General features: G+C 61.3%; 16 protein-coding genes. 3 read left to right on the forward strand and 13 right to left on the reverse strand.

What is annotated here, in order from left to right:
* Window positions 1–398 precede the first annotated feature (398 nt).
* Entirely contained in the window at window positions 399–1,805 is a 1,407-nt protein-coding gene (locus GAL01_RS07130) for a sugar porter family MFS transporter (protein WP_062029895.1), read from the forward strand.
* Window positions 1,806–1,875: 70 nt separating this feature from the next.
* Here GAL01_RS07130 and GAL01_RS07135 read toward each other — a convergent pair whose 3' ends face one another.
* From GAL01_RS07135 to GAL01_RS07180, 10 genes are all read right to left on the reverse strand, one after another.
* A complete protein-coding gene (locus GAL01_RS07135; RefSeq protein WP_062029897.1) occupies window positions 1,876–2,061 on the reverse strand; it encodes a YqaE/Pmp3 family membrane protein in 186 nt (61 codons plus the stop codon).
* An 82-nt stretch (window positions 2,062–2,143) separates the two neighbouring features.
* Window positions 2,144–3,691, reverse strand: coding sequence for a glucoamylase family protein (locus GAL01_RS07140; RefSeq protein WP_099253183.1), 1,548 nt, complete (start codon window positions 3,689–3,691; stop codon window positions 2,144–2,146).
* A gap of 104 nt (window positions 3,692–3,795) precedes the next feature.
* Window positions 3,796–4,659 carry a xanthine dehydrogenase accessory protein XdhC gene (gene xdhC, locus GAL01_RS07145; protein ID WP_062029899.1) on the reverse strand — a complete coding sequence of 288 codons (864 nt, stop codon included), beginning with the start codon at window positions 4,657–4,659 and terminating at the stop codon, window positions 3,796–3,798.
* A 1-nt stretch (window position 4,660) separates the two neighbouring features.
* On the reverse strand, window positions 4,661–6,976 hold the full coding sequence (xdhB, locus tag GAL01_RS07150; RefSeq protein ID WP_062029901.1) for a xanthine dehydrogenase molybdopterin binding subunit: 2,316 nt from the start codon (window positions 6,974–6,976) through the stop codon (window positions 4,661–4,663).
* The gene (gene xdhA / locus GAL01_RS07155; protein WP_062029903.1) at window positions 6,969–8,429 is read right to left on the reverse strand and encodes a xanthine dehydrogenase small subunit; all 1,461 of its coding nucleotides are present in this window, start codon (window positions 8,427–8,429) and stop codon (window positions 6,969–6,971) included. Before xdhA ends, xdhB begins: the two co-directional genes overlap by 8 nt.
* Window positions 8,430–8,532: 103 nt before the next feature.
* Entirely contained in the window at window positions 8,533–9,465 is a 933-nt protein-coding gene (locus GAL01_RS07160; RefSeq protein ID WP_062029905.1) for an ABC transporter ATP-binding protein, read from the reverse strand.
* Entirely contained in the window at window positions 9,462–10,415 is a 954-nt protein-coding gene (locus GAL01_RS07165; protein ID WP_062029907.1) for an ABC transporter ATP-binding protein, read from the reverse strand. Before GAL01_RS07165 ends, GAL01_RS07160 begins: the two co-directional genes overlap by 4 nt.
* The gene (locus GAL01_RS07170) at window positions 10,405–11,388 is read right to left on the reverse strand and encodes an ABC transporter permease (RefSeq protein ID WP_062029909.1); all 984 of its coding nucleotides are present in this window, start codon (window positions 11,386–11,388) and stop codon (window positions 10,405–10,407) included. The genes GAL01_RS07165 and GAL01_RS07170 overlap by 11 nt, the downstream gene beginning before the upstream one ends.
* Complete coding sequence (locus GAL01_RS07175) at window positions 11,388–12,368, reverse strand: ABC transporter permease (RefSeq protein WP_062029911.1); 981 nt, start codon at window positions 12,366–12,368, stop codon at window positions 11,388–11,390. Before GAL01_RS07175 ends, GAL01_RS07170 begins: the two co-directional genes overlap by 1 nt.
* A 68-nt stretch (window positions 12,369–12,436) precedes the next feature.
* Complete coding sequence (locus GAL01_RS07180) at window positions 12,437–12,634, reverse strand: hypothetical protein (RefSeq protein ID WP_062029912.1); 198 nt, start codon at window positions 12,632–12,634, stop codon at window positions 12,437–12,439.
* A gap of 322 nt (window positions 12,635–12,956) precedes the next feature.
* Between GAL01_RS07180 and cysK the strand changes: the two genes are divergently transcribed.
* On the forward strand, window positions 12,957–13,952 hold the full coding sequence (gene cysK, locus GAL01_RS07185) for a cysteine synthase A (protein WP_062029913.1): 996 nt from the start codon (window positions 12,957–12,959) through the stop codon (window positions 13,950–13,952).
* Window positions 13,953–14,075: 123 nt separating this feature from the next.
* Window positions 14,076–14,744 (forward strand): RBBP9/YdeN family alpha/beta hydrolase, encoded by a 669-nt coding sequence (locus GAL01_RS07190; protein WP_062029915.1) that lies wholly within the window; start codon window positions 14,076–14,078, stop codon window positions 14,742–14,744.
* 16 nt (window positions 14,745–14,760) lie between these two features.
* On the opposite strand, the gene GAL01_RS07195 is transcribed toward GAL01_RS07190, so the two are convergent.
* The 3 genes from GAL01_RS07195 to GAL01_RS07205 all read right to left on the reverse strand — a co-directional run bounded on the left by GAL01_RS07195 (window position 14,761) and on the right by GAL01_RS07205 (window position 21,258).
* On the reverse strand, window positions 14,761–17,136 hold the full coding sequence (locus GAL01_RS07195; RefSeq protein ID WP_099253173.1) for a heavy metal translocating P-type ATPase: 2,376 nt from the start codon (window positions 17,134–17,136) through the stop codon (window positions 14,761–14,763).
* Between the two features lie 65 nt (window positions 17,137–17,201).
* Window positions 17,202–18,920 (reverse strand): ABC transporter ATP-binding protein/permease, encoded by a 1,719-nt coding sequence (locus tag GAL01_RS07200; RefSeq protein WP_062027567.1) that lies wholly within the window; start codon window positions 18,918–18,920, stop codon window positions 17,202–17,204.
* On the reverse strand, window positions 18,907–21,258 hold the full coding sequence (locus tag GAL01_RS07205; RefSeq protein WP_082790611.1) for a TonB-dependent siderophore receptor: 2,352 nt from the start codon (window positions 21,256–21,258) through the stop codon (window positions 18,907–18,909). Before GAL01_RS07205 ends, GAL01_RS07200 begins: the two co-directional genes overlap by 14 nt.
* Window positions 21,259–21,260: the final 2 nt, after the last annotated feature.

Genomic DNA, 21,260 nt, shown 5'->3' on the forward strand with positions numbered 1-21,260 from the left:
TCTCCCTCAGCCCTGCCCGTCCGGACACGTCTCCTGCCGGAACTGTATCACGCCATAACAGATCCGCCATTTCCCGTATCCTGTCACGCCTCATCTCGGGCATCGGGCAGGAGGCAGAACAGCCGGTCCGATGCTGCAGCGCGGGGCTTGCCGAAAAACACGGGACGGGAGAAAACTGTGGCGCAACTGCACCAGCAGAGAAAATCCGGAAAATTATCACATATGATTTTGAATATTTTCCCAATTCCATGTTATAGTTTAGGGCTAAAGATGGCGAATCATAGTGCCTGTCACAGAATAGCCCTCTCCCTCACCTCCCGGTACAGGCTGGCCTGATCCGGTTTTTTTCTGCTTTTTCCTGACAGGCCTGCCCTGCGGGTCGCCGGAGTTTCCCCGTCATGAGCGACACAGTGCTCACTTCTTCCGCCACCGCCACCAGACCGCCGATGGTCGGCCGCATGATGTTCGCCGTCATTCTGGCCGCGATCGCCGGCCTGATGTTCGGGCTGGACGTAGGCGTCATTTCCGGTGCACTCGGCTTCATCCGCGACGAATTCCACGCATCCGATTTCGAACAGTCCTGGATCGTGTCTTCCATGATGTTCGGCGCGGCTCTGGGTGCGTTGGGCGCGGGACGCATGTCCTACGCATTCGGACGCCGCCGCGCGCTGATCTTCAGCGCGTTCCTGTTCGTAGCAGGCGGTCTGGTCTGTGCGCTGGCCTCCTGCGTCTCCGAACTGATCATCGGACGCGCGATGCTTGGACTGGCCATCGGCATCGGAAGCTTCGTGGCACCGCTCTACATCTCCGAAGTCTCGGACGAGAGCCGCCGCGGAAGCCTCGTCTCGATGTACCAGCTCATGATCACGTTCGGCATCCTTCTGGCCTTCGTGTCCAATGCCATCCTGTCCTACAGTGGCTCATGGCGCTGGATGCTCGGGATCATGGCCATTCCGGGCATATTCTTCCTGATCGGCTCGTTCTTCCTGCCCGACAGCCCGCGCTGGCTGATGCTGCGGGGCCGTCATGAAGAAGCCCTGTCCATCATGAAAGAGCTGCGCCACGACCCCGAACACGCCCATCAGGAAATCCGCGACATCCAGGGACAGATCCATGACCGCCAGCGCGGTCTGGCCATGTTCCTCGAGAACCCGAATTTCCGCCGCGCCGTCATGCTGGGCATCTGCCTTCAGATCGCACAGCAGCTCACGGGCATCAACGTCGTGATGTACTACGCCCCGCGCATTTTCCAGGAAGTCGGCTTCGGCTCCAGCGGGCAGATGTGGGGTACGGCAATCGTCGGCGTGGTCAACTGGCTTGCGACTTTCATCGCGATCGCCTTCGCAGACAGCTGGGGCCGTCGCCAGATGCTGATCACAGGGTTCGCCATCATGGCCACAGGACTGGCCATGCTTGCCGCCATCATGTCAGGCGGCCTCGGCAGCTCGGACCTGTCGCATTATCTCGCCGTTGCGGTCCTGCTGTGCTTCATCGCAGGTTTCGCCTTCTCGGCTGGACCGCTTGTCTGGGTGCTGTGCTCGGAAGTGATGCCGCTTCAGGGACGCGACTTCGGCATCACCTGCTCAACAGTCACGAACTGGATTACGAACATGGTCGTCGGCGCGACCTTCCTGGGGCTGCTGAGCTCGCTGGGCTCGGCCAACACCTTCTGGCTCTATGCGGGGCTGAATGCACTGTTCATTTTCATGGTGCTGTTCTTCGTCCCCGAGACCAAGGGCGTCTCCCTTGAATCCATCGAGATCCGTCTCAACCAGGGTATCAAGCTGCGCGATATCGGCCGCTGAACTCCGTACTCACGACATAAAAAAGGCCCCCGTTCCGGCTGGAACGGGGGCCTTTTTTACATCCGAAGCCTTAGCCCCGGGATGAGGCGATCTTGCGATCGGTCTTGTACTGGCTCAGCGCATAGACCGACCAGATGGCAGCCGGAATCCAGCCAATAATCGTTACCTGCAGCAGCAGGCACACCAGACCGGCAAACGGACGGCCGATGGTGAAGAACTGAAGCCAGGGCAGAAGCAGGGCAAGAATGAGACGCATGGTGCGCTCCTTTCACAAAGAGACTGTATCGTCAGTGATCGGGGAGAAACGCACCAGATGCAACTCCGGATCCGTCAAAGGCTCAGAGAGAAGCTCCGACCGGTTTGGAAGATGCCGTCTTGGTATGCATCCACCCGCCTTCAAATCCTGCACGTTCCAGACCGGCCCGCAGATAGGGATTTTTCTTCATGGTGTTCCAGACCAGCCCGCTACGCCAGTTCTCCAGCATCAGCAGAATCGGCCCCTGATCAATCCCGAGCTGCTGCCCATCCACCCAGTAGGATTTCTGATCGGCAAAGGACGGATTGAACGCGTCGAGGAAGCCATATTTGTTGTAGATCCGGTCTCCGTAACGGGCGCGCATTTCCTTGAGCGCCGGCAGGGCGATTTCCGGAGCAAAGGCGATGGACCCACCCACGGCCGTCGGTGCGATCGTGCCATCATCCAGAATGTAATCCCGCCCCGCGCCACGCGCGCTGTAGGCCAGATAATGGCGCTTCTTGCCGTCATAGATCTGCTGCGCATCCCCCGGACCGTCACAGGCCGTCAGGCCCCAGATATTGGGGCCATAATCTTTCCAGTCGCCCGGATTGGCCTGCGCATAGGCGCGCTGGGCATAGGCCGCTTCACGGCCGTTCTGGAAATAATCGACGTTATGCGCGCGGTCCCAGGCATCCTGAACGCCCCGGAAGTCGATCCAGGATTCACTGTACTGATGGCCGAACATCGGCGCGAAATTCAGCATCTTGTGCCCCTGAAAATCGCCCCACTGCCCTTCATAGGTCGCAGTCCAGGCCTTCCAGGTCTCGGCCGGAAGCGGGTGCGTCGGCGAACCCAGTGCCTGAAGATAAATGATGAGGCCTTCGTTATAGCCCTTCCAGTCGCTGGGCAGGAACGTGCGCGGCGGCATCCAGCCCATGCTGAGCCAGGGGCCATGCGCCTTCATCCACGTCCAGTCGATCCGGCGATACAGATGATCCGCAATGTCGCGGATTTCCTTCTCCTGCGGCGTGTCGCGATCGAAATAGGACTGCGAGAACAGCACGCCCCCCATCAGCAGCGCGGTGTCGATACTGGAGAGTTCGGACCAGTCTGCAACCCGCAGACCGGTATTGGGGTCAAGGAAATGATAGAAGAACCCCTTGTAACCCGCAGCGCCCGCAACATGATCGTTCTGCGGCAGGCTGGCCAGAAAGCGCAGCGTTGTCAGCGTCCGGTCCACGGCCTGCTGACGCGTGATGTAGTTACGCTCCACACCAATGCCGTAAGCCGTCAGCCCGAAACCGACGCTGGCAATGCTGGCAGCCCCATTGGGCAGTGGTGCGCGGTCCGGCACCAGGCCGTTCTTCGGATTGGCGGTTTCCCAGAACCAGTTGAACGTGCGCTTTTCCAGATCGTCCACAAAAGCGGCATCTGCAGCTGGAAGGTTTGCCGGCTGAAGCGCTGGTGAAAGCGCCGTACTGGCCGTCGGGGCCGCCTGAGCGGCCTGAAGAGTCAGGCTCAATGCACCCAGTGCAAATCCTGCCTGACAGAAACGGGAAATCCGGGATTTCCACCTCTGCCCTGCCGGGGCGGCTGGAGAGAAAAACGGGACTTCGGAAGTCCGCTGCGTCCGGTTCTGCATGCTCATGCGGGGAGGATAAGCAGAAGGACCGCCCACGATGCACCCACCGTTACATCAACTTTTAGTGATACCTGAAAAGTGAGGAAACTCCGCCCTTGTTCCGTAAAGCCTCACGACAGGATCGACGGAGATGTAACATTATTGGTATCTGAAATGACACTCTCCGAAACCTGAGGCGAATCTGCCCCGCACAGCATACGGGCAGCGACTTCAGCCGTCACGAATGTAGCGATCACCTCCGGGCGCTTGTCCCGCACCCCGAAATCCCCGATCGGACAGACCAGACGGTCGATCTGCTCCTGCGGAATGTCGACCTGGCGGAACGCACTCTCGAACCGTTTGCGCTTGGTGCGCGACCCGATCATGCCGACATAGCGCAGGTCGCCCCGCTCCAGCGCGGCCCCCGTGATGAGCGCATCCAGCGTATGGCTCTGGGTCAGAACCAGCACGCCCGATCCGGCAGGTGCTGCTTGCAGCAGCCCTTCCCAGCGGTCCGTGACATGCACCTCCACCCCGGATGGCACGATGCCGAACTCTTCTTCACGCGCATCCACCCAAACCAGCCGCAGCGGCAGAAGCGCCAGCGCGCGCGCCAACGCCCGTCCGACATGCCCCGCACCAAACAGCAGCAGTTGCGGCAGTTTCTCCCGCTCCGCGCAGATTTCCGCCTCAAGAGCCCCGGCATCCTCCACGCGCGCGATGCGGATCGTCACAGCGCCGCCGCAGCACTGGTTAATGGCCGGACCCAGCGGAATATGGCGCTCGACCGGTGCCCCGCCCGAAGCGAGAAGTGCACGCCCTTCCGCCATGCAATCCCATTCCAGACGCCCGCCGCCGATCGTGCCGGTCTGTTCGGTTCGGGTCAGGAGCATGAATGCCCCCTCTTCACGTGGCGTCGAGCCCAGGGCACGAATGACGGTCAGGCGCACAATCTCCTGCCCGTCCCGCCGCCAGCGCAGAACATCCGCCAGCATGTCAGCCAGCCCGATCCTGCAATGCCATCAGGGTTTTCAGAACCCGCTCAGGCGTGGCCGGTGCATCGAGTTTCGGACAGATCCGGTAGTCGTCCAGACTGGCGATCGCGTCTGAAATAGCCTGTAAAACCGCAACCCCATGCACAAAGGGCGGCTCTCCAACGGCCTTGGAACGGAAAATAGTCTCCTCCCGGTTGGGCGCGTTCTCCAGCAATTCCACATTGAAAATCCGCGGCCGGTCGGAACAGGCCGGGATCTTATAGGTGCTGGGCGCATGGGTCCGCAGACGCCCGCCTCCGTCCCAGACCAGTTCCTCCGTCGTGAGCCAGCCAGCCCCCTGCACGAACCCGCCCTCGATCTGCCCGATATCAATGTCCGGATTCAGGGACTGCCCGGCATCATGCAGGATATCCACGCGGTCAATGCTGTGCTCGCCCGTCAGCAGATCGACCGACACTTCCGCACAGGCCGCGCCATAGGCGAAATAGAAAAACGGCCGCCCGCGCCCGGTCTCAGGATTCCAGGAAATCTTCGGCGTCTTGTAAAACCCGTTCGAAGACAGCGACACCCGCGCGAAATAGGCCTGCCAGGCAAGCTGCTGAAAGGTCATGACCTCCGCGCCGACATGCACGCCATCGGGCCCGAAATGGATGTCTTCGGCCGCCATGTCCCACTTCTCAGCGGCAAAGACGATCATCCTATTCTTGATCTTGCGCACCGCATCCAGCACCGCCATGCCGTTCAAATCCGCCCCCGAAGACGCCGCCGTGGCGGACGTATTCGGAACCTTCCCGGTCGTCGTCGCCGTGATGCGGACGCGATCCGCCGTCAGGCCGAATTCGCGCAGGACGATCTGCACCATCTTGGTGTGCAGCCCCTGCCCCATTTCCGTCCCGCCGTGGTTCACCTGAACCGAGCCGTCCGTATAGACATGCACCAGCGCGCCGGCCTGATTGTAATGCGTGGCGGTAAAGGAAATGCCGAACTTCACCGGCGTCAGCGCAATGCCGCGACGGATGATGCGGCTGGTGCGGTTGAACGCCCGGATTTCGGCCTTGCGCGCCTGATAATCACAGCGCGCGACCAGCTTTGTCAGGATCTCGGCCGTAATCGAGTCCTCGACTGTCATATGATACGGCGTAAGATTACGCGTCCCGGTCCCGTAAACATTCCGCAATCGGACCGCCACGGGATCAAGCCCGGTCGCAAACGCAACTTCCTCGATCACGCGCTCCGCCGCGACAATCCCCTGCGGCCCGCCAAAACCGCGATAAGCTGTGTTGGACTGGGTGTTGGTCCGCAAGGGTTCGGATTTCAGCCGCACATCGGGATAGAAATAGGCATTGTCGGCATGGAACAGAGCTCGGTCCGTGACCGGCCCAGACAGATCCGCCGCCCAGCCGCACCGCGCCGCCAGAACCATGTCCACGGCCAGAATATCGCCCTCATCGGTGAAGCCGACGTCATAGTCGATCAGGAAGTCATGCCGCTTCCCGGTCGCCATCATGTCATCATCACGGTCCAGACGCGCCTTGACGGCCTGCCCCGTCCGGTCGGCAGCGATGGCGGCCAGACAGGCCCATGCATTGGCCTGCGTCTCCTTACCGCCGAACGCACCACCCATGCGCCGCACTTCCGTCGTGACCAGATGATGCGGCCGCCCCAACACGGCCGCCACCAGATGCTGCGTCTCGGACGGATGCTGCGTGGAGGACCAGACCCGCATTTCCCCGGCCTCTCCAGGCTGGGCGAGCGCGGCCTGCCCTTCCAGATAGACATGCTCCTGCCCGCCAATCTCGATCTGCCCCGACAGACGGCGCGGCGCGGCTTTCAGACCACGCTCCACATCCCCCCGCTGCATGGTCAGGGAGCGCCAGACCATCGGGCTGCCATTCTCCCGCGCCTGCGCGATGTTCAGGATCGCGGGCTTTTCTTCGTATTCAATTTTCGCCAGACGCACGGCCTGACGCGCCGCCTGACGCGAGGTCGCCACCACGGCGAACATCGTCTGCCCCCAGAAATGGACATGATCCGTCGCCAGAAGCGGTTCGTCTTCCCGGTGAACCGGACTGATCTGGTTCTCCCCCGGCACATCATCCGCCGTCAGCACGCAAACGACGCCCGGCGCGGCGCGGACGGCACCCAGATCCATCGATACGATCCGCGCATGAGCCTTCGTGCTCAGCCCCGGCACGAGATGCAGCGTGCCGCGTGGTTCAGGCAGGTCATCAATATACGCCGCCTGCCCCGTCACATGCAGCAGCGCGCTTTCATGCTTCATGCTGGTCGAAGCGGCCCCCGGAACGAGATCAGACATGCGCCAGCCCTCCCGTCCGGGCAAGACGCGCCTGACCGCAGCCCGTCGTTTCTTCAAAAAACCGCGTCAGCAGGTTGGCGGCCACGGTCTGCCGATACCAGGCACTCGCCCGCATATCGGTCAGCGGGGCGAAATCTTCCAGAATCGCCGATCGTGCCGCCTCCAGCGCGTCCTGATCCCAGACCCGCCCAATCAGTGCAGCTTCCGCACCCGATGCCCGCTTCGGGGTCGCGGCCATGCCGCCATAGGCCAGCCTGACCACAGTGATCCGGCCCTGATCGTCCGTCTCGATCATGAAAGCGCCCAGAACGGCGGAAATGTCCTGATCGAAGCGCTTGGAAATCTTGTAGGCACGGAACTGCGCACCCCGCGCAGGCTCAGGAATGATCAGGGCCTCCACGAACTCGCCGGGCTGCCGGTCCTGCTTTCCGTAAGCGATGAAATAGTCTTCCAGCGCAATAGACCGACGCTCCGCCCCGCGCCGCAGATGCAGCGTCGCATTGGCCGCAATGAACATCGGCGGTCCATCCCCGATCGGGGAGCCATTCGCGATATTCCCACACACCGTCGCACTGTTCCGCACCTGCGTAGAGCCCAGACGCCGGATCATTTCCCCCGCATCCGGCAGCAGTTCCGCAATGGCCGGGCGCGCGTCCTGATACGTCACCGCTGCCCCGATCCGCAGTCCTTCAGGGGTTCTGGTCAGGCTGCGCAGTTCGGGAACGCGCCCGATGGGCACGACATGCTTCAGGCGACGCATCCCCTTCGTCACCCAAAGCCCCACATCCGTGGCCCCCGCAACAATCGTCGCCTCCGGATCGGCCAGCAGGATCTCCGCCAGATCGTCCGCGGACGCCGGGATACTGAGCGTACCCTCCGGCCATTCAAGCCGCACGCTCTCGCCGTCCTGCAACGCCGTCAGACGTCCGGCGATCACCTCCACCTGCGCATCGAAACGGTCCGGCCCCGCCGCCATCGCCTGTTTCATGGCCCGCACGATCGGCGCATAGCCGGTGCAGCGGCATAGATTTCCGGCCAGTGCGTCATCAATGGCCTGATCGTCCGCCTTGGCCCCTTCAGTCTTTCGATAGGCCGCCATCGACATGACAAAACCCGGCGTACAGAACCCGCACTGCGAGCCATGCTGCTCGACCATGGCCGTCTGCACGGGATGCGGCTCATCCGGCGTGCCCAGATCCTCGATCGTAAAGACCTGTGCACCGTCCAGCATGCTGACGAACTGAATGCAGGCATTGACCGCCCGCCAGTTCAGCCGCCCGTCTTCAAGCCGGACGACCAGCACCGTACAGGCCCCGCAATCGCCTTCATTGCAGCCTTCCTTGGTGCCGGTCCGGCCACGGTCGCGCAGCCAGTCCAGCAGGGTGAGCGTCGGGGACAGATCCCTGAGCGTGCAGAGGTCTTCCCCCAGATAAAAACGGACAGTCTGGCGCATCGGGCGGGATCTCGGGCAAAAATACGAGGGGGCGTGCAGCCTTCTGTGCCGCACCGCAGGCGTTGCCGTCTATATCCAAGATCGGAACGAAGCGTTGCCTTTTCTAGAGCAGGGGATAATGGCAGGCGACTGTCCGGCCTTCCGCGATCCTGTGGAGTTCCGGGCGCTCCTGCGAACAGCGCGGCTGGGCCAACGGACAGCGCGTATGAAACGCACAGCCCTGCGGCGGATGGATCGGGCTCGGAACATCGCCTTTGAGCGGCGGAGGCAACGGCCGGTCCGGGCGTGGCACCGCGTTCAGCAATGCCCGCGTATAAGGGTGGGCCGGGGCTTCCAGAACAGCCAGCACATCCCCTTCCTCCACAATCCGCCCCAGATACATGACGGCAATCCGGTCCGCCATCTGCCGCACGACCGCCAAATCATGGGAGATAAACACACACGCCACACCCAGCGAATTGCGCAATTCCCGCAGCAGGTTCACGATCTGCGCCTGCACCGACACATCGAGCGCGGAAGTCGGTTCATCCGCGACCAGAAGATCCGGCCCCAGCATCAACGCACGCGCAATGTTCAGACGCTGCCGCTGACCGCCCGAGAACTCATGCGGATACCGGGACAGAACGGACGACGACAGACCAACCTGCTCCAGAAGCGTCCCGATCCTCTCCGCAATGCCGGTCCGTCCATGGATCCGCATCGGTTCCGCCAGCGTGTCGCCGATGGTCCGGCGCGGATTGAACGTCGAGGACGAGTCCTGAAACACCATCTGCATCCGGGGTCGCCAGCGGCGCAACGATCGGTCCGACAGGCCGGAAATCCGCTCGCCTTCAAAGAACACCTCGCCCGAACTCGGCGCCCCCAGCCCGATCAGCGTCCGGCCCAGCGTGGACTTGCCACAGCCGGACTCCCCGACCAGCGCCAGAGCCTCCCCGCGATGCACGGCCAGCGACACATCGCTCACGGCCCGCAGGGTCTCCCCGTGTGACAGACGGTAGTGTTTGCTGAGGTTTTTCGCTTCAAGAAGAATGGTCATGCGTCGTACAGCACGCAGGCCACGCGCCGCCCTTCTTCCGGTTCACGCAAAGCAGGACGCACGGCACAGTCCGGCCGCACGAAGCGGCAGCGCGGCGCGAAAACACACCCTTCAGGCCGCGCATCCGGAGCCGGCGGACGCCCCGGAATGGTGGGCAGCGCATCAGGTCTCGGTCCATCCAGCGGCGGGATCGCCTCCAGCAACGCCTGCGTATAAGGATGCAGCGGCCGCGCCATGACCGCTGCGACTGGTCCTTGCTCCACGACAAGCCCGGAATACACGACCGCCACATGCGTGCAGGTCTGCGCCACGACGCCCATGTCATGCGTAATCAGCATCACACCGGCCCCGCTGTCGCGGATTTCGCACAGCAATGTCAGGATCTGTGCCTGCACCGTGACATCAAGGGCCGTGGTCGGCTCATCCGCGATCAGAAGCGCGGGGCCACAGGACAGCGCCATTGCGATCATGGCGCGTTGGCGCAGACCGCCCGAAAGCTGGTGCGGATAGCGCTTTGCCGCGGCTTCCGGATCAGGCACCCCCATCCGCCCCAGCAGAGCCACGGTCCGCGCTCGCGCCTCACGGCGGCTGAGGCGCTCGTGCAGGCGAATCTGTTCATCAATCTGCGCACCAATGGAGCGAACGGGCAGGAACGCCGTCATCGGGTCCTGAAAGATCATGGCCATGCCCGCACCGCGCAGACGCCGCCACTCCCGATCCTTCATCCCCAGAAGTTCGCAGCCCTCGAAACGGATGGCCCCCGAAGCTTTCAGACCCGGCAGCAGCCCCATGACACTCATCGCCGTCAGGCTCTTCCCCGACCCGGACTCCCCCACCACGCCCAGCGCATCCCCGCGCCGCACGCTTAGAGACACGTCTTCCAGCAGCGCTGTTCCGTTCGGCAGTTCCAGATGCAGGTGATGCAGCTTCAGAAGCACTTCAGCGTCCATGCCGTCCCTCCCTGATCCGCGGGTCCAGCAGGGCATACAGCCCGTCCACCAATGCATTGGCGATGACGACGAAAACAGCGGCATACATGACCGTCGCCATGATAAGCGGCAGATCGAGCGTCGCCAGAGCCTGATAGGTCAGCCGCCCCACGCCCGGCATGGCGAACACGACTTCCGTCAGAAGCGCGCCGCCCCCCAGAAGCTGCGCGAAATCCAGCCCGAACAGCGACACATAACTCAGCCAAGACAACCGCAGGCCATGCCACAGCCACACCCGAACCGGCCCCGCCCCCTTGGCGCGCGCTGTACGGATGGAATCCTCGCCCATCGCCGTTAGCAGTTCGGAGCGCAGGACCCGCGCATACAGACCGATAAAACATACGGCCAGCGTCAAAGAGGGCAGGAACAGCGCCTTCGCCCAGCCCCAGGGGCTCTGCGAAAACGGCACATATCCGAGCGGCGGCACCCAGCGGAACAGAAACGTGTCATGCCAACGGCTCTGCGTGACGAGATTGACGACCTCGCCCAGCCAGAACACCGGCATAGACAGACCAATCAGCCCCAGAACCATCAGGAGCCGGTCCACCCAGCTGTCGCGCAGCACAGCCGCAGCAATCCCGAACACCAGTGACCCGCTAACCCAGAAAAACGCGGCCCACAGCACAAGCGAAAGCGTCACCGGGGCCGCCTGCAACACTTCAGGCACAACGCGCTGACCGTGATTGACGAAAGACGTCAGATCCCGACTGACGAACAGTTTCTGCATCATCGTCGCATACTGCGCCGGCAGCGGACGGTCGAAACCATACTCCGCCCGGATGCGCGCTACGACCTGCGGACTGGCCCCGCGGCCGGCAATCCGCGCCGTCGGATCCGCGCCCGGCGTGGCAAAGAAAATCGCGAACACCAGAACGGAAATCCCGAAAATGACCAGCAGCATCTGCCCGGTCCGGGACGCAAAACTCCGGATCATCAGGCCCCGCCTTTCGGATCAATCTGGTCCCGCAGTGCATTGCCCAGAACATTCAGCGCCAGAACAGTCAACACGATCGCAACGCCCGGAGCAATCGCCACCGCAGGGCGCGTATAGAGCAGCCCTTCGCCGTCCTGAATGATCGTTCCCCACGATGCCGCCGGAGCCTGCACACCGAGCGACAGGAACGACAGCGCGGATTCCGCGAGCATGCACAACGCCATCACCAGAGGCGCGAGCACGGCCATGGTCGGCATCAGTCCCGGCAGGATCTCCCGCCACAGAATGCGAAAATCTGACGCGCCCATCCCCCGAGCCGCCATCACAAAACCCGCCTGCGACAGACTCAGCGCCCGCGCCCGAAAAGGCCGGGCCGCATAGGGCACATAAACCAGCGCAATAATTCCAATCGGAATCAGCAGATTATCCGCGCCGATGGTGATGAACCCAAGCCGGATTCCATGTCCGACCGTGACGACGGACAGTGAAATCGCAAACAGATAGACCGGGATCGCCCAGAGCATGTCCAGAATACGCGACAGGATCAGGTCAATCCAACCGCCAAAATATCCCGCGCAAATCCCCAGACACGCCGCCAGACACAGACAGAACAGTGCGGAGGACGATGCAATCAGAAGCGAATTGCGGCCGCCATAAAGCACACGCGCCGCCACATCCCGCCCTTGCGAATCCGCGCCCAGCACATAAGGCCCCGGCCGCCAGTCCGGCCCAATCGGGCTGAGGCCCAGATGCAGCGGATTGTCATTCGGCTGCATCAGATCGACGCGCTGTCCATTACGGATCGTGGTTCCCGCAATATCGGACGAGAACGGCTCGACGTCGTTCAGCGCGGCATAAAGCGGGGCAGACAGGCAAGCAACAATGATGAAAGCCAGAAGCAGGGCCGCAAAAGCACCGTCACGTCGCGTGAAAACAGCGCGGACAACCCGCCGGTAACTTCCTTCCACGCCTGCTCCCATTCGTTCCGGTTTGCGTTGTTTCCTGTTCTACAGCACGAAACCACCCGGACAGAAGAGGCTCTTCGCAATCAGGCGAGATCGAGGGCCGGTTTGCGCACATGCAGACGAATGCGCTGCTGGAGCGTCCCCAGATCGGGAAGGAGTTCATTATGAAGCGCACGCACGCTGTCATGCGCGGCATAAAAGCGCCGTTTCCCGCTGCTGCTGACCAGAATGGCCGCGCCGAGAAAGACGCCGTTGATTTCGATAATGGTTGAACCAAGCATGATGCCGGACCCTGAAGAAAGAGCCCGACAATTCTATGTCAGGCGTTGTGACATGCCGGAGGCAAATGCCTCCGGACCTGAAAAGAAGCAGCGCGATTGCTGCGAGCTACACATTCGACACATCATCGACCGACTGGCCCTGTTTCTGTGGACGTCACTTCAGAATGTCGAATACGACACCCGGACACGCAGCGTCAACATATAACGTATGAACATGATGTGATATCTGTAAATACGTTTTAGTTAAGTTATTTATATGTTGTCGCAAACCCCATCATTTACCGTCTGCCCTTCCCCCCGTTTTCCATGTTAAGTGGAAATCATGAGCAAGAAGGTTCCGTTGTCCCCCGCCCCGTTCGAGGGTTATGCAGCCCCCCGGGGACGCGTTTTCAACTCTTTTCTGGAAACGGTAGGAGGCACCCCGCTGGTCGCGCTGCCTCACCTGACCCAGCGTGAGCATCTCAACGGGCGATTGCTCCTCAAACTGGAATTCTTCAACCCACTCGGTTCCGTCAAGGACCGCATCGGCGTGGCCATGCTGCGGGATGCCGAAGCGCGCGGCCTCATTACGCCGGGCCGCACGGTCCTGATCGAGCCGACATCGGGCAATACCGGCATTTCGCTAGCCTTTGCCGCCGTGGCGCTTGGCTACAGGCTGATCGTGACCATGCCGGAAAATGCGTCGACCGAACGTCGCAAGATGCTGCGCCTGATGGGTGCGGAAACCGAACTGACCGCCGCCGCCCGCGGTATGGCCGGTGCGATCGAACGCGCCGAACAGCTCAACCGCACCCTCCCCGACGCCTGGATGCCGAGCCAGTTCGAAAACGACGCCAATCCCGCCGTACATGAAGAGACGACGGCTCAGGAAATCTGGGAAGATACGGCAGGCAAGGTCGATATGGTCGTCGCCGGTCTGGGAACGGGCGGCACGGCCTCCGGCATTGCTCACGGCCTGAAGAAACATCGAAAATCCATCAAGATCTACGGCGTGGAACCGCGCGAAAGCGCGATCCTGCACGGAGACGAACCCGGCCCGCATGGTATTCAGGGCATTGGGCCGGGATTTGAACCCGATACTCTGGACCTCAAGGCGCTGGATGGCGTTTTCGAAGTCTCCGAACAGGAAGCCGTTGCCACCGCGCGCCTCTGTGCGGCGGTTGAAGGCATCCCCATCGGCATATCCTCGGGCGCTGCCCTGTTTGCCGGAATGGAACTGGCCCGCAAGCCGTCCAGCCGCGGCAAGACGATCGTGGCGATCGTGCCGTCCTTCGCGGAACGGTATCTCTCCACGCAGCTTTTCGACGGCCTGTCCTGAGAGTCGCAAAATAACTTTTTTATAAAGTTATTTTATTTAATATCCATATATGTTCGTTATTAAACTCGAATCCTGTTCCGGTCTCTTGAAGAAGAGTCGGGAGGGCTGAGAGGAGATAACGTCATGAACCTGTTTTCCGGCCGTCCCACATCTTTCGATCCCGCCTGGGCCACGCATGGCCTGCCCGGGACGGCGCAGCCCAACATCGCCAGAGCATTCCACACCCTCGGACAGCAGGTCGATCTGCTTCTGGTGCCGGGCCTGTTCGGCTCGGGCCCGGATCACTGGCAGTCACACTGGGAGCAGGCTTACGGCCTGCGCCGCCTGCATCAGAAGGACTGGGAAACACCAGATCCCGCAGACTGGGAAGCCGCCCTGACGGAGGCTGTCGAAACCTCAACACGCCCGGCTTTCCTGATCGCACACAGTCTCGGCGCCGTGCTGACCGCAAAATGGCTGACACGTCATGGCGGGCGGCGCGTTGCCGGAGCCTTTCTGGTGGCCCCGGCCGATATCGACCAGACGACACATCCGGATGTCGCGCTCATCCGTGCGTTCGGCCCCCTGCCTGCAACGCCTCTGCCCGCCGCCTCGGCCGTCATGGCCAGCAGCAACGATCCCTGGCTATCCCTGCCCCGCGCGCGCGAACTGGCCGGACACTGGCAGTCGGATTTTCTGGAAGCCGGCGCTGCGGGCCATATCGGCAGCAGCGAACCGCTGGGCCTGTGGGAGCATGGCGCAACAGCCATGCTCGATTTCGCCAGAAGGCGGCTGCCGCTCCGGGTCCAGTAACCCGGAGCAGACGCCCTCAGGCCTGACGGCCGGAAGGTTTCCAGCGGTTGAGCAACAGGGAATTGCTCACCACCGAGACAGAACTCATGGCCATGGCCGCCCCCGCCACGATCGGATTCAACATGCCGAATGCCGCCAGCGGCAGGCCCAGAATGTTGTAAATGAAGGCGAAGAACAGGTTCTGCCGGATCTTGGACAGGGTAGCGCTGGACAGGGAAATTGCGTCCAGAACCCCGGTCATTTCGCTTTTCATCAACACGACATCCGCCGTATCGAGTGCCACGGCAGACCCGGCACCGATGGCAAATCCGACATCTGCCGCTGCCAAAGCAGGCGCATCGTTGATGCCATCGCCCACCATGCCCACCAGATCGCCCTGAGCACGGTATTTCGCCACGCCTTCGGCCTTGTGCTCTGGCAGAACGCCTGCCAGATACTCATCCACACCGACCTGTCGCGCCACGACCGAAGCCGCGCGTTCGTTATCGCCCGTCAGCATCACAACACGAATGCCGCGCGCTTTCAGAGCCTGCACGGTCGTCACGGCATCGGTCCGCAGTTCATCCGCCAGCGCGATGATGCCCAGAACCTCTCCGGCCCGCGCTACGGCAATGACGGTATTGCCTTCGCTTTCCAGCGCGGCGACCGGCAGGGACGACAGGTCCAGCCCGCTGTCCTGCATGAAAGCAGGAGACCCCAGCCGTGCTTCCTGCCCGTCGATCCGGGCAATAACGCCCTTGCCGGGAACAGCTTCAAAACCCTCTGCTGCTACAGACGCGCTGACACCATTGCTCTGCGTATAGTCCACGATCGCCCGGGCCAGCGGGTGCTCCGAGTTGTGCTCAAGGGCGTAAGCAACGCCCAGAAGCGTATCCACGGGAATACCCGCTGCCGGATGAACCACCGCAACAGTCGGGCGCCCCAGGGTCAGGGTACCGGTCTTGTCGACAATAATGGTCTTCAGCTTTTCGGCCCGCTCCAGCGCATCGGCATTGCGAAACAGAATACCGGATTGTGCGCCACGCCCCGTCCCCACCATGATGGCCGTCGGCGTGGCCAGACCCAGCGAACACGGGCAGGCAATGACCAGAACGGACACGGCAGAAACGAGACTCCAGACCGCAGATCCGGTCACAGCCCAGCCGATCAGGAACGTCAGCACCGCAATCCCGATAACGGCCGGGACGAAAATACCCGAAACCCGATCGGCCAGACGCTGCACATTCGCCTTGGAGCCCTGCGCCTGCTCGACCATTTTCACGATCCGCGCCAGTGCGGTATCCGCGCCAACGCCCGTGGCCCTGACACGCAGCGCCCCATTGGCGTTCATCGTCCCGCCAAACACGTCCTGCCCGGCTTCCTTGAGAACCGGCACGCTCTCACCCGTCAGCATGGATTCGTTGACTTCGGACGCCCCTTCAAGGACCTCTCCGTCCACCGGCACACTTTCACCAGGACGCACGACGAAAATATCGCCGACATGCATGTCCGCCACGGCCCGGTCCACGATCACGCCGTCACGCTCGACATGCGCAATCTGAGGCTGAAGCTGAAGCAGGCTTTCGATCCCGGCGCTGGTCCGGTTCTTGGCCCGCGTTTCCATGAGCTTGCCGAGCGAAATCAGCGTGATGATGGACGCACTGGCTTCGAAATAGACATGCTGATGCAGCCCGAACACCACAACAACCGCACTGAACAGCCAGGCGATAGACGTCCCAAGAACGACCAGCACATCCATATTGGCCGAACCGCCTCGCACCGCATTCCAGGCCCTGCGATACAGATGCGCCCCGCACACGAACTGCACGATCGTGGCGAACAGAAACTGCACTGGAACCGGTACGATCATGCGCCCGAAGAACATGCCGATCATCTCGGCAAAGAGCGGAAGGGACAGGACGAGCGTCAGGATGAACCGGTTGCGCTCCCGCTTCCAGATGGCCTCGCGCTTGGCCTTCGGGTCTTCCCGCGTTCCCTCGTCCAGTCTTGTTGCGCCAAAACCGGCCTTCTCGATCTTCCCGATCAGAAACGCCGGCTCGACCACGCCAGAAATATAATTGATATGCGCCCGCTCAGCCGCGAAATTGACGCTGGCCTGCACGGAAGGCTGACGGTTCAGGATCTTTTCGATCCGCGCCGCACAGGCCGCACAGGTCATGCCCGACAGCGACAGGTCAAGGCTCTGCTCGTCCACGGAAAAGCCCGCGCGGCGCACGGCGGCCACAACAGTCTCGATGGAGGAGGAGGCATTTTCAAAAGCGACCTGCGCACGTTCGGAGGCGAAATTAACGGTCGCACTGACGCCCTCCTGACGGTTGAGGACTTTTTCGATCCGCGCGGCACAGGCGGCGCAGGTCATGCCGCCGACGGGGAAACTGATCGTTTCTGACATCTGGAAAGGGTCCTGTCGGCTAGGAAGACGGGAGGAAAGCTCCACAAGAAATATACCCCATACCCCTATTTTTCAAGTGCAGAAAAAGCAGCTTTTCCACTCCCGAGAACAATCTCGCGATCATGAAAAACACGCAGCGCATCATGATGCGCCACACTGACGCATGTGGTGTGGGGCAAAAAGAAAAGAAGGGCCTCGTAAAGACGACGTTCATTGACGTCGTCCAGAGCAGACGTCGCCTCGTCCAGAAACAGGATTGCAGGCCGGAACAGCAACGCCCGCGCCACCGCCAGACGCTGCTGCTCGCCCGGAGACAGCACAGCCCCCCAGTCCGCAGCTTCATCCAGCCGATGGCCGTATCCCGCCAGATTGACGGCTTCCAGAGCCTGCTGACAGAACGCTGTGTCGTAATGGTCTGGCGTCGCGGGATAGCTCAGCGCCTGACGCAGGGTCCCGGACGGAACATAACTGCGCTGGGGCAGAAACATGGCCTGTCTCATATTGAAAGAGACCTCTCCTCGCCCGTGACGCCACAGCCCGGCCAGCGCACGCAAAAAGGTGCTTTTTCCGGAACCGGACGGCCCACGCACCAGCCAGCGTTCGCCAGCCTGTATTGTCAGATCGCCAATCCGCGCAATCGGCGCCCCATCCGGCCGGTCCAGCGTCAGGTCGCGAATCTGCACGACAGGTGTTTCGGAAGCGAAACGTACAATCCCGCTCCGGGACGACTGACTGACAACCCGCTCGAACTCGCCCAGACGCTGAAGCACCGAACGCAGGGTCGCCAGATCGGCATAATTGAAAATGAACCATTCCAGACTGATCCGGACCTGCGTATAGGCCGAATTGATCTGCGAATAGAGCCCGAAACTCAGGGCATGAGCCATCGCTTTGGGGGCCAGCATCAGCCAGAGCGGTATCGTTGCGACTCCGGTATAAAACTCGCTGATGAAATTGACCCGCCACGTATACCGCACAACGGTGCGCCAGTTGGTGGCGATATGGGTCAGATAGCCGGACAACCGCAACTGCTCGGCATTTTCGCCCCCATAAAAGGCGATCTGCTCCGAATTACGCCGCACATCCATCAGCCCGGCACGCAGATCGGCATCGAAATGCTGCTGTCGGTAGTTCGCACCGATCAGCGGCGCGCCGAAGCGCTCCAGTATCCCGGAAGCCACCAGCGACGTGAGGACCGCTCCCAGAAAAAGATAGCCGGGAATGTGGAAATGATGACCATGCCAGTCGAAGGACAATACCCCTCCGATGTTCCAAAGAACGACCGCGAAAGACAGCAGCGTGGTCACCGCATCAATGGCGTCCAGCCCCAGTTTGAGCGTCTGGACCGTCATCTGGGACAGATCGTCCGCAATACGCTGGTCGGGGTTGTCGGCCCGGTTCGGGCCATGTTCAAGCCGGTAATATGCCTCTTCCGACAGATACTGCCGCAGATAGACTTTCGTGTTCCACAGACGCCACCGCATCGAGAGAACCTGCGTCAGATAGGTCTGGGTCGCATGAACCCCCACGGAGCCGAGCGTCACCAGAAGGTAAAACGGCAGCATCCCCAGACAGCGCCCGACCTCTCCTGCAAAGAACGCATCGAAAAACCGGTGATACCAGGCCCCGAACCAGACGGCGGACTGAACGTAGAGCACGGACAGCCCGATGGTCCCGCCCAGAAGGGACCAGGCCCACCACTTCTCTTCGGACTTCCAGTAAGGAAAAAGAACCTTCCAGTCCGCAAGGGAATGTGGCGGGGTTGCGTCGTCAGTAGTTTGCACGAAGCGTCGCCATGAAGCTGCGCGGGGCAGCCGGGAAGTTGAACTGCCACTGACCGCTGGCACGCTCGTAATAATACCGGTTGGTCAGGTTTGTTGCGTTAAGCTGAAGCCGCAGGTGGCGGTTGAACCGATACCCCGCCATGGCATCCAGAGTCATGTAACCGCCCTGGATGGTCGTGGCGTAACTGCCGCGCAGATTGCTGTTCGCATTAATTCCCGCCCCCACGTTCAGGCCTTTGAGAAAACCATCCTGGACATTGTAATGTACCCAGGACTTGAACATGTGGTGCGGTGAGAAAACACCCCCGAAGTCGCTGACCTTCGAGTTCGAAACCTTCGTATCCAGATAGGTATACCCAATGGATACGTCGAGCCCCGGCAGGATCTGGCCATCAACCTGCGCTTCCCAGCCCTGACGGCGGATCGGACCGGTCGTGACGTAGAACTGCGAGTGATATGGATCCTGCACCGGCTGGTTGATGCTTTCCATCCGGAACAGCGCGGACGAGATGTTCAGGCGTCCGCGGAAATATTCCGCCTTGAACCCGGTCTCGACCTGATTGCCTTCCTGTGGCGCAAGACCGCCCCCACCATAGGTCTGCCTGCCGACGGCCGGCGTGAAAATGCTGGCATAACTGGCATACCATGAGATGTTCGGCGTGATCTGGTAAACCGTTCCCAGATAGGGGGTGAGCTGCCCGCGCAGATCAGCCTGATTGACCCACTCCCCCTTCGGGGCAGGAGAAATCTTCTGAAGCTTCTCATAGTAGCGTGAAACACGCCCACCCAGAATCAGGGACAGGTGCCGGATCACCTCCAGCCGAAGCTGACCATAGAACCCCCACTGATAGGCATAGTCATCCGTCCCGTATCCATCGGCATTCTGCTTGTAATCAAAGCAGCTTGCCGGAGGCTGGGGAACGGCATTGGTGTTTTCGAGGCTGATATTGTTGTAGATATTGTTGCAGTTCACATTCGCATACTGCGTAATCTGCTCATAGGAATTGTAGTTGAACCCGAACAGCGCATGATGCGTCCTGTTGAGCAGCTTGAAACTGCCCTGAGCATACACATCCGCGGAGCGGGACGTGTTGGAGCCTCTGTATTTGGCAATCCCCTGATCCCGGTACTGAAGCTTTCCGGTCGTGGGACTGATCTTGTTCCAGGGCTCGTTATAGAAAATATTGTAGTCCTGGTCATAGAACGTGGCGCGGGCCGTCGCCGTCCAGTCCCCCCAGAGCTTCTGGGTGATGGACGCAATCGTCTGCTGCGTCATGTAGTTCGAATACCCCCAGCTCTGGCTCGGGTTCGCATCCCGGTTGCCGGACCACAGCGTATTGGCCGTGGTCAGCGGCAGACCATAATAAGGTGCCGTAATGTCCTGCTGCTGGGCAGCATGAGAGACCATGAACGTCGTCGTGGGCGTAACATCCCACTCCAGCGCGCCATAGGCCTGCCATTTGCGCGAATGGGAGTATTTGTAGAAAAAATGGTTGTCCTGATACAGGTCGGCCGTCCGGAAACGCACCGTCTTGGAGCGGTTCAGCGGAATGGTGATATCCGTATCCACCCGGTAATTGTCAAAACTGCCCACGCTGGCCGACCCGCCCGCAGCGAAGTCCATACCAGGCTTTTTCGTCACCTGGTTGACCACGCCACCCGCGCCGCCTCCGCCCTGCAACAGACCGGAGGAGCCACGAAGCACCTCGATCCTGTCATACATTGACAGATCAAAGGCCGCGTTGTTCAGCGTTCCTGCAGCGTTGGGCGTCCCATCAATCGACGTCGTGAGCTGATATCCGCGTGAATAATAATTGGAATTGGCCGTAGAGCCGGGAAAGACGCGAATCCCGTTGATCTGCCGCATCGCATCCGCCATCGTCAGCATGTTGGAATCTTCCATACGCTGCTGGGTGATGACCGAAATGGACTGCGGCACGTCCTTGAGCGCCACGGGGCTTTTCCCCCAGACCTCAACGGCAGGCGCCGTATAGGTGTGGTTGGTCCCCAGAACCTGAATATTTTCCTCTGCCGCTGCGTCCAGATCGTCTGAAGAGCGCGATACGACTGCGGCAGGGGCTGCGGCGGAGACCGCAGCAGGGGCTTTCGCAGACTTCGCGGCAGGAGTTTCGGCGCGCCGGGAGACGCCGCAATGCACAGGACGCGGCGCCCTGTGTGTGGCATGGCAGACAGACGGGTGGTTTCTGGCGCGCTCTGCAACCGTATCAGCCAGGGCCGCAGGGCATGCGCCCGCCATCAGGCTGCCCCAGATCAGGGCATGGTGGGAAATGGCGGAAAAGCCGAGCCGACGGCGAACTGAAATGCCATGCTGTGTCATAA

Source organism: Gluconobacter albidus (assembly GCF_002723915.1).
In the GTDB taxonomy this organism is placed as follows: domain Bacteria; phylum Pseudomonadota; class Alphaproteobacteria; order Acetobacterales; family Acetobacteraceae; genus Gluconobacter; species Gluconobacter albidus.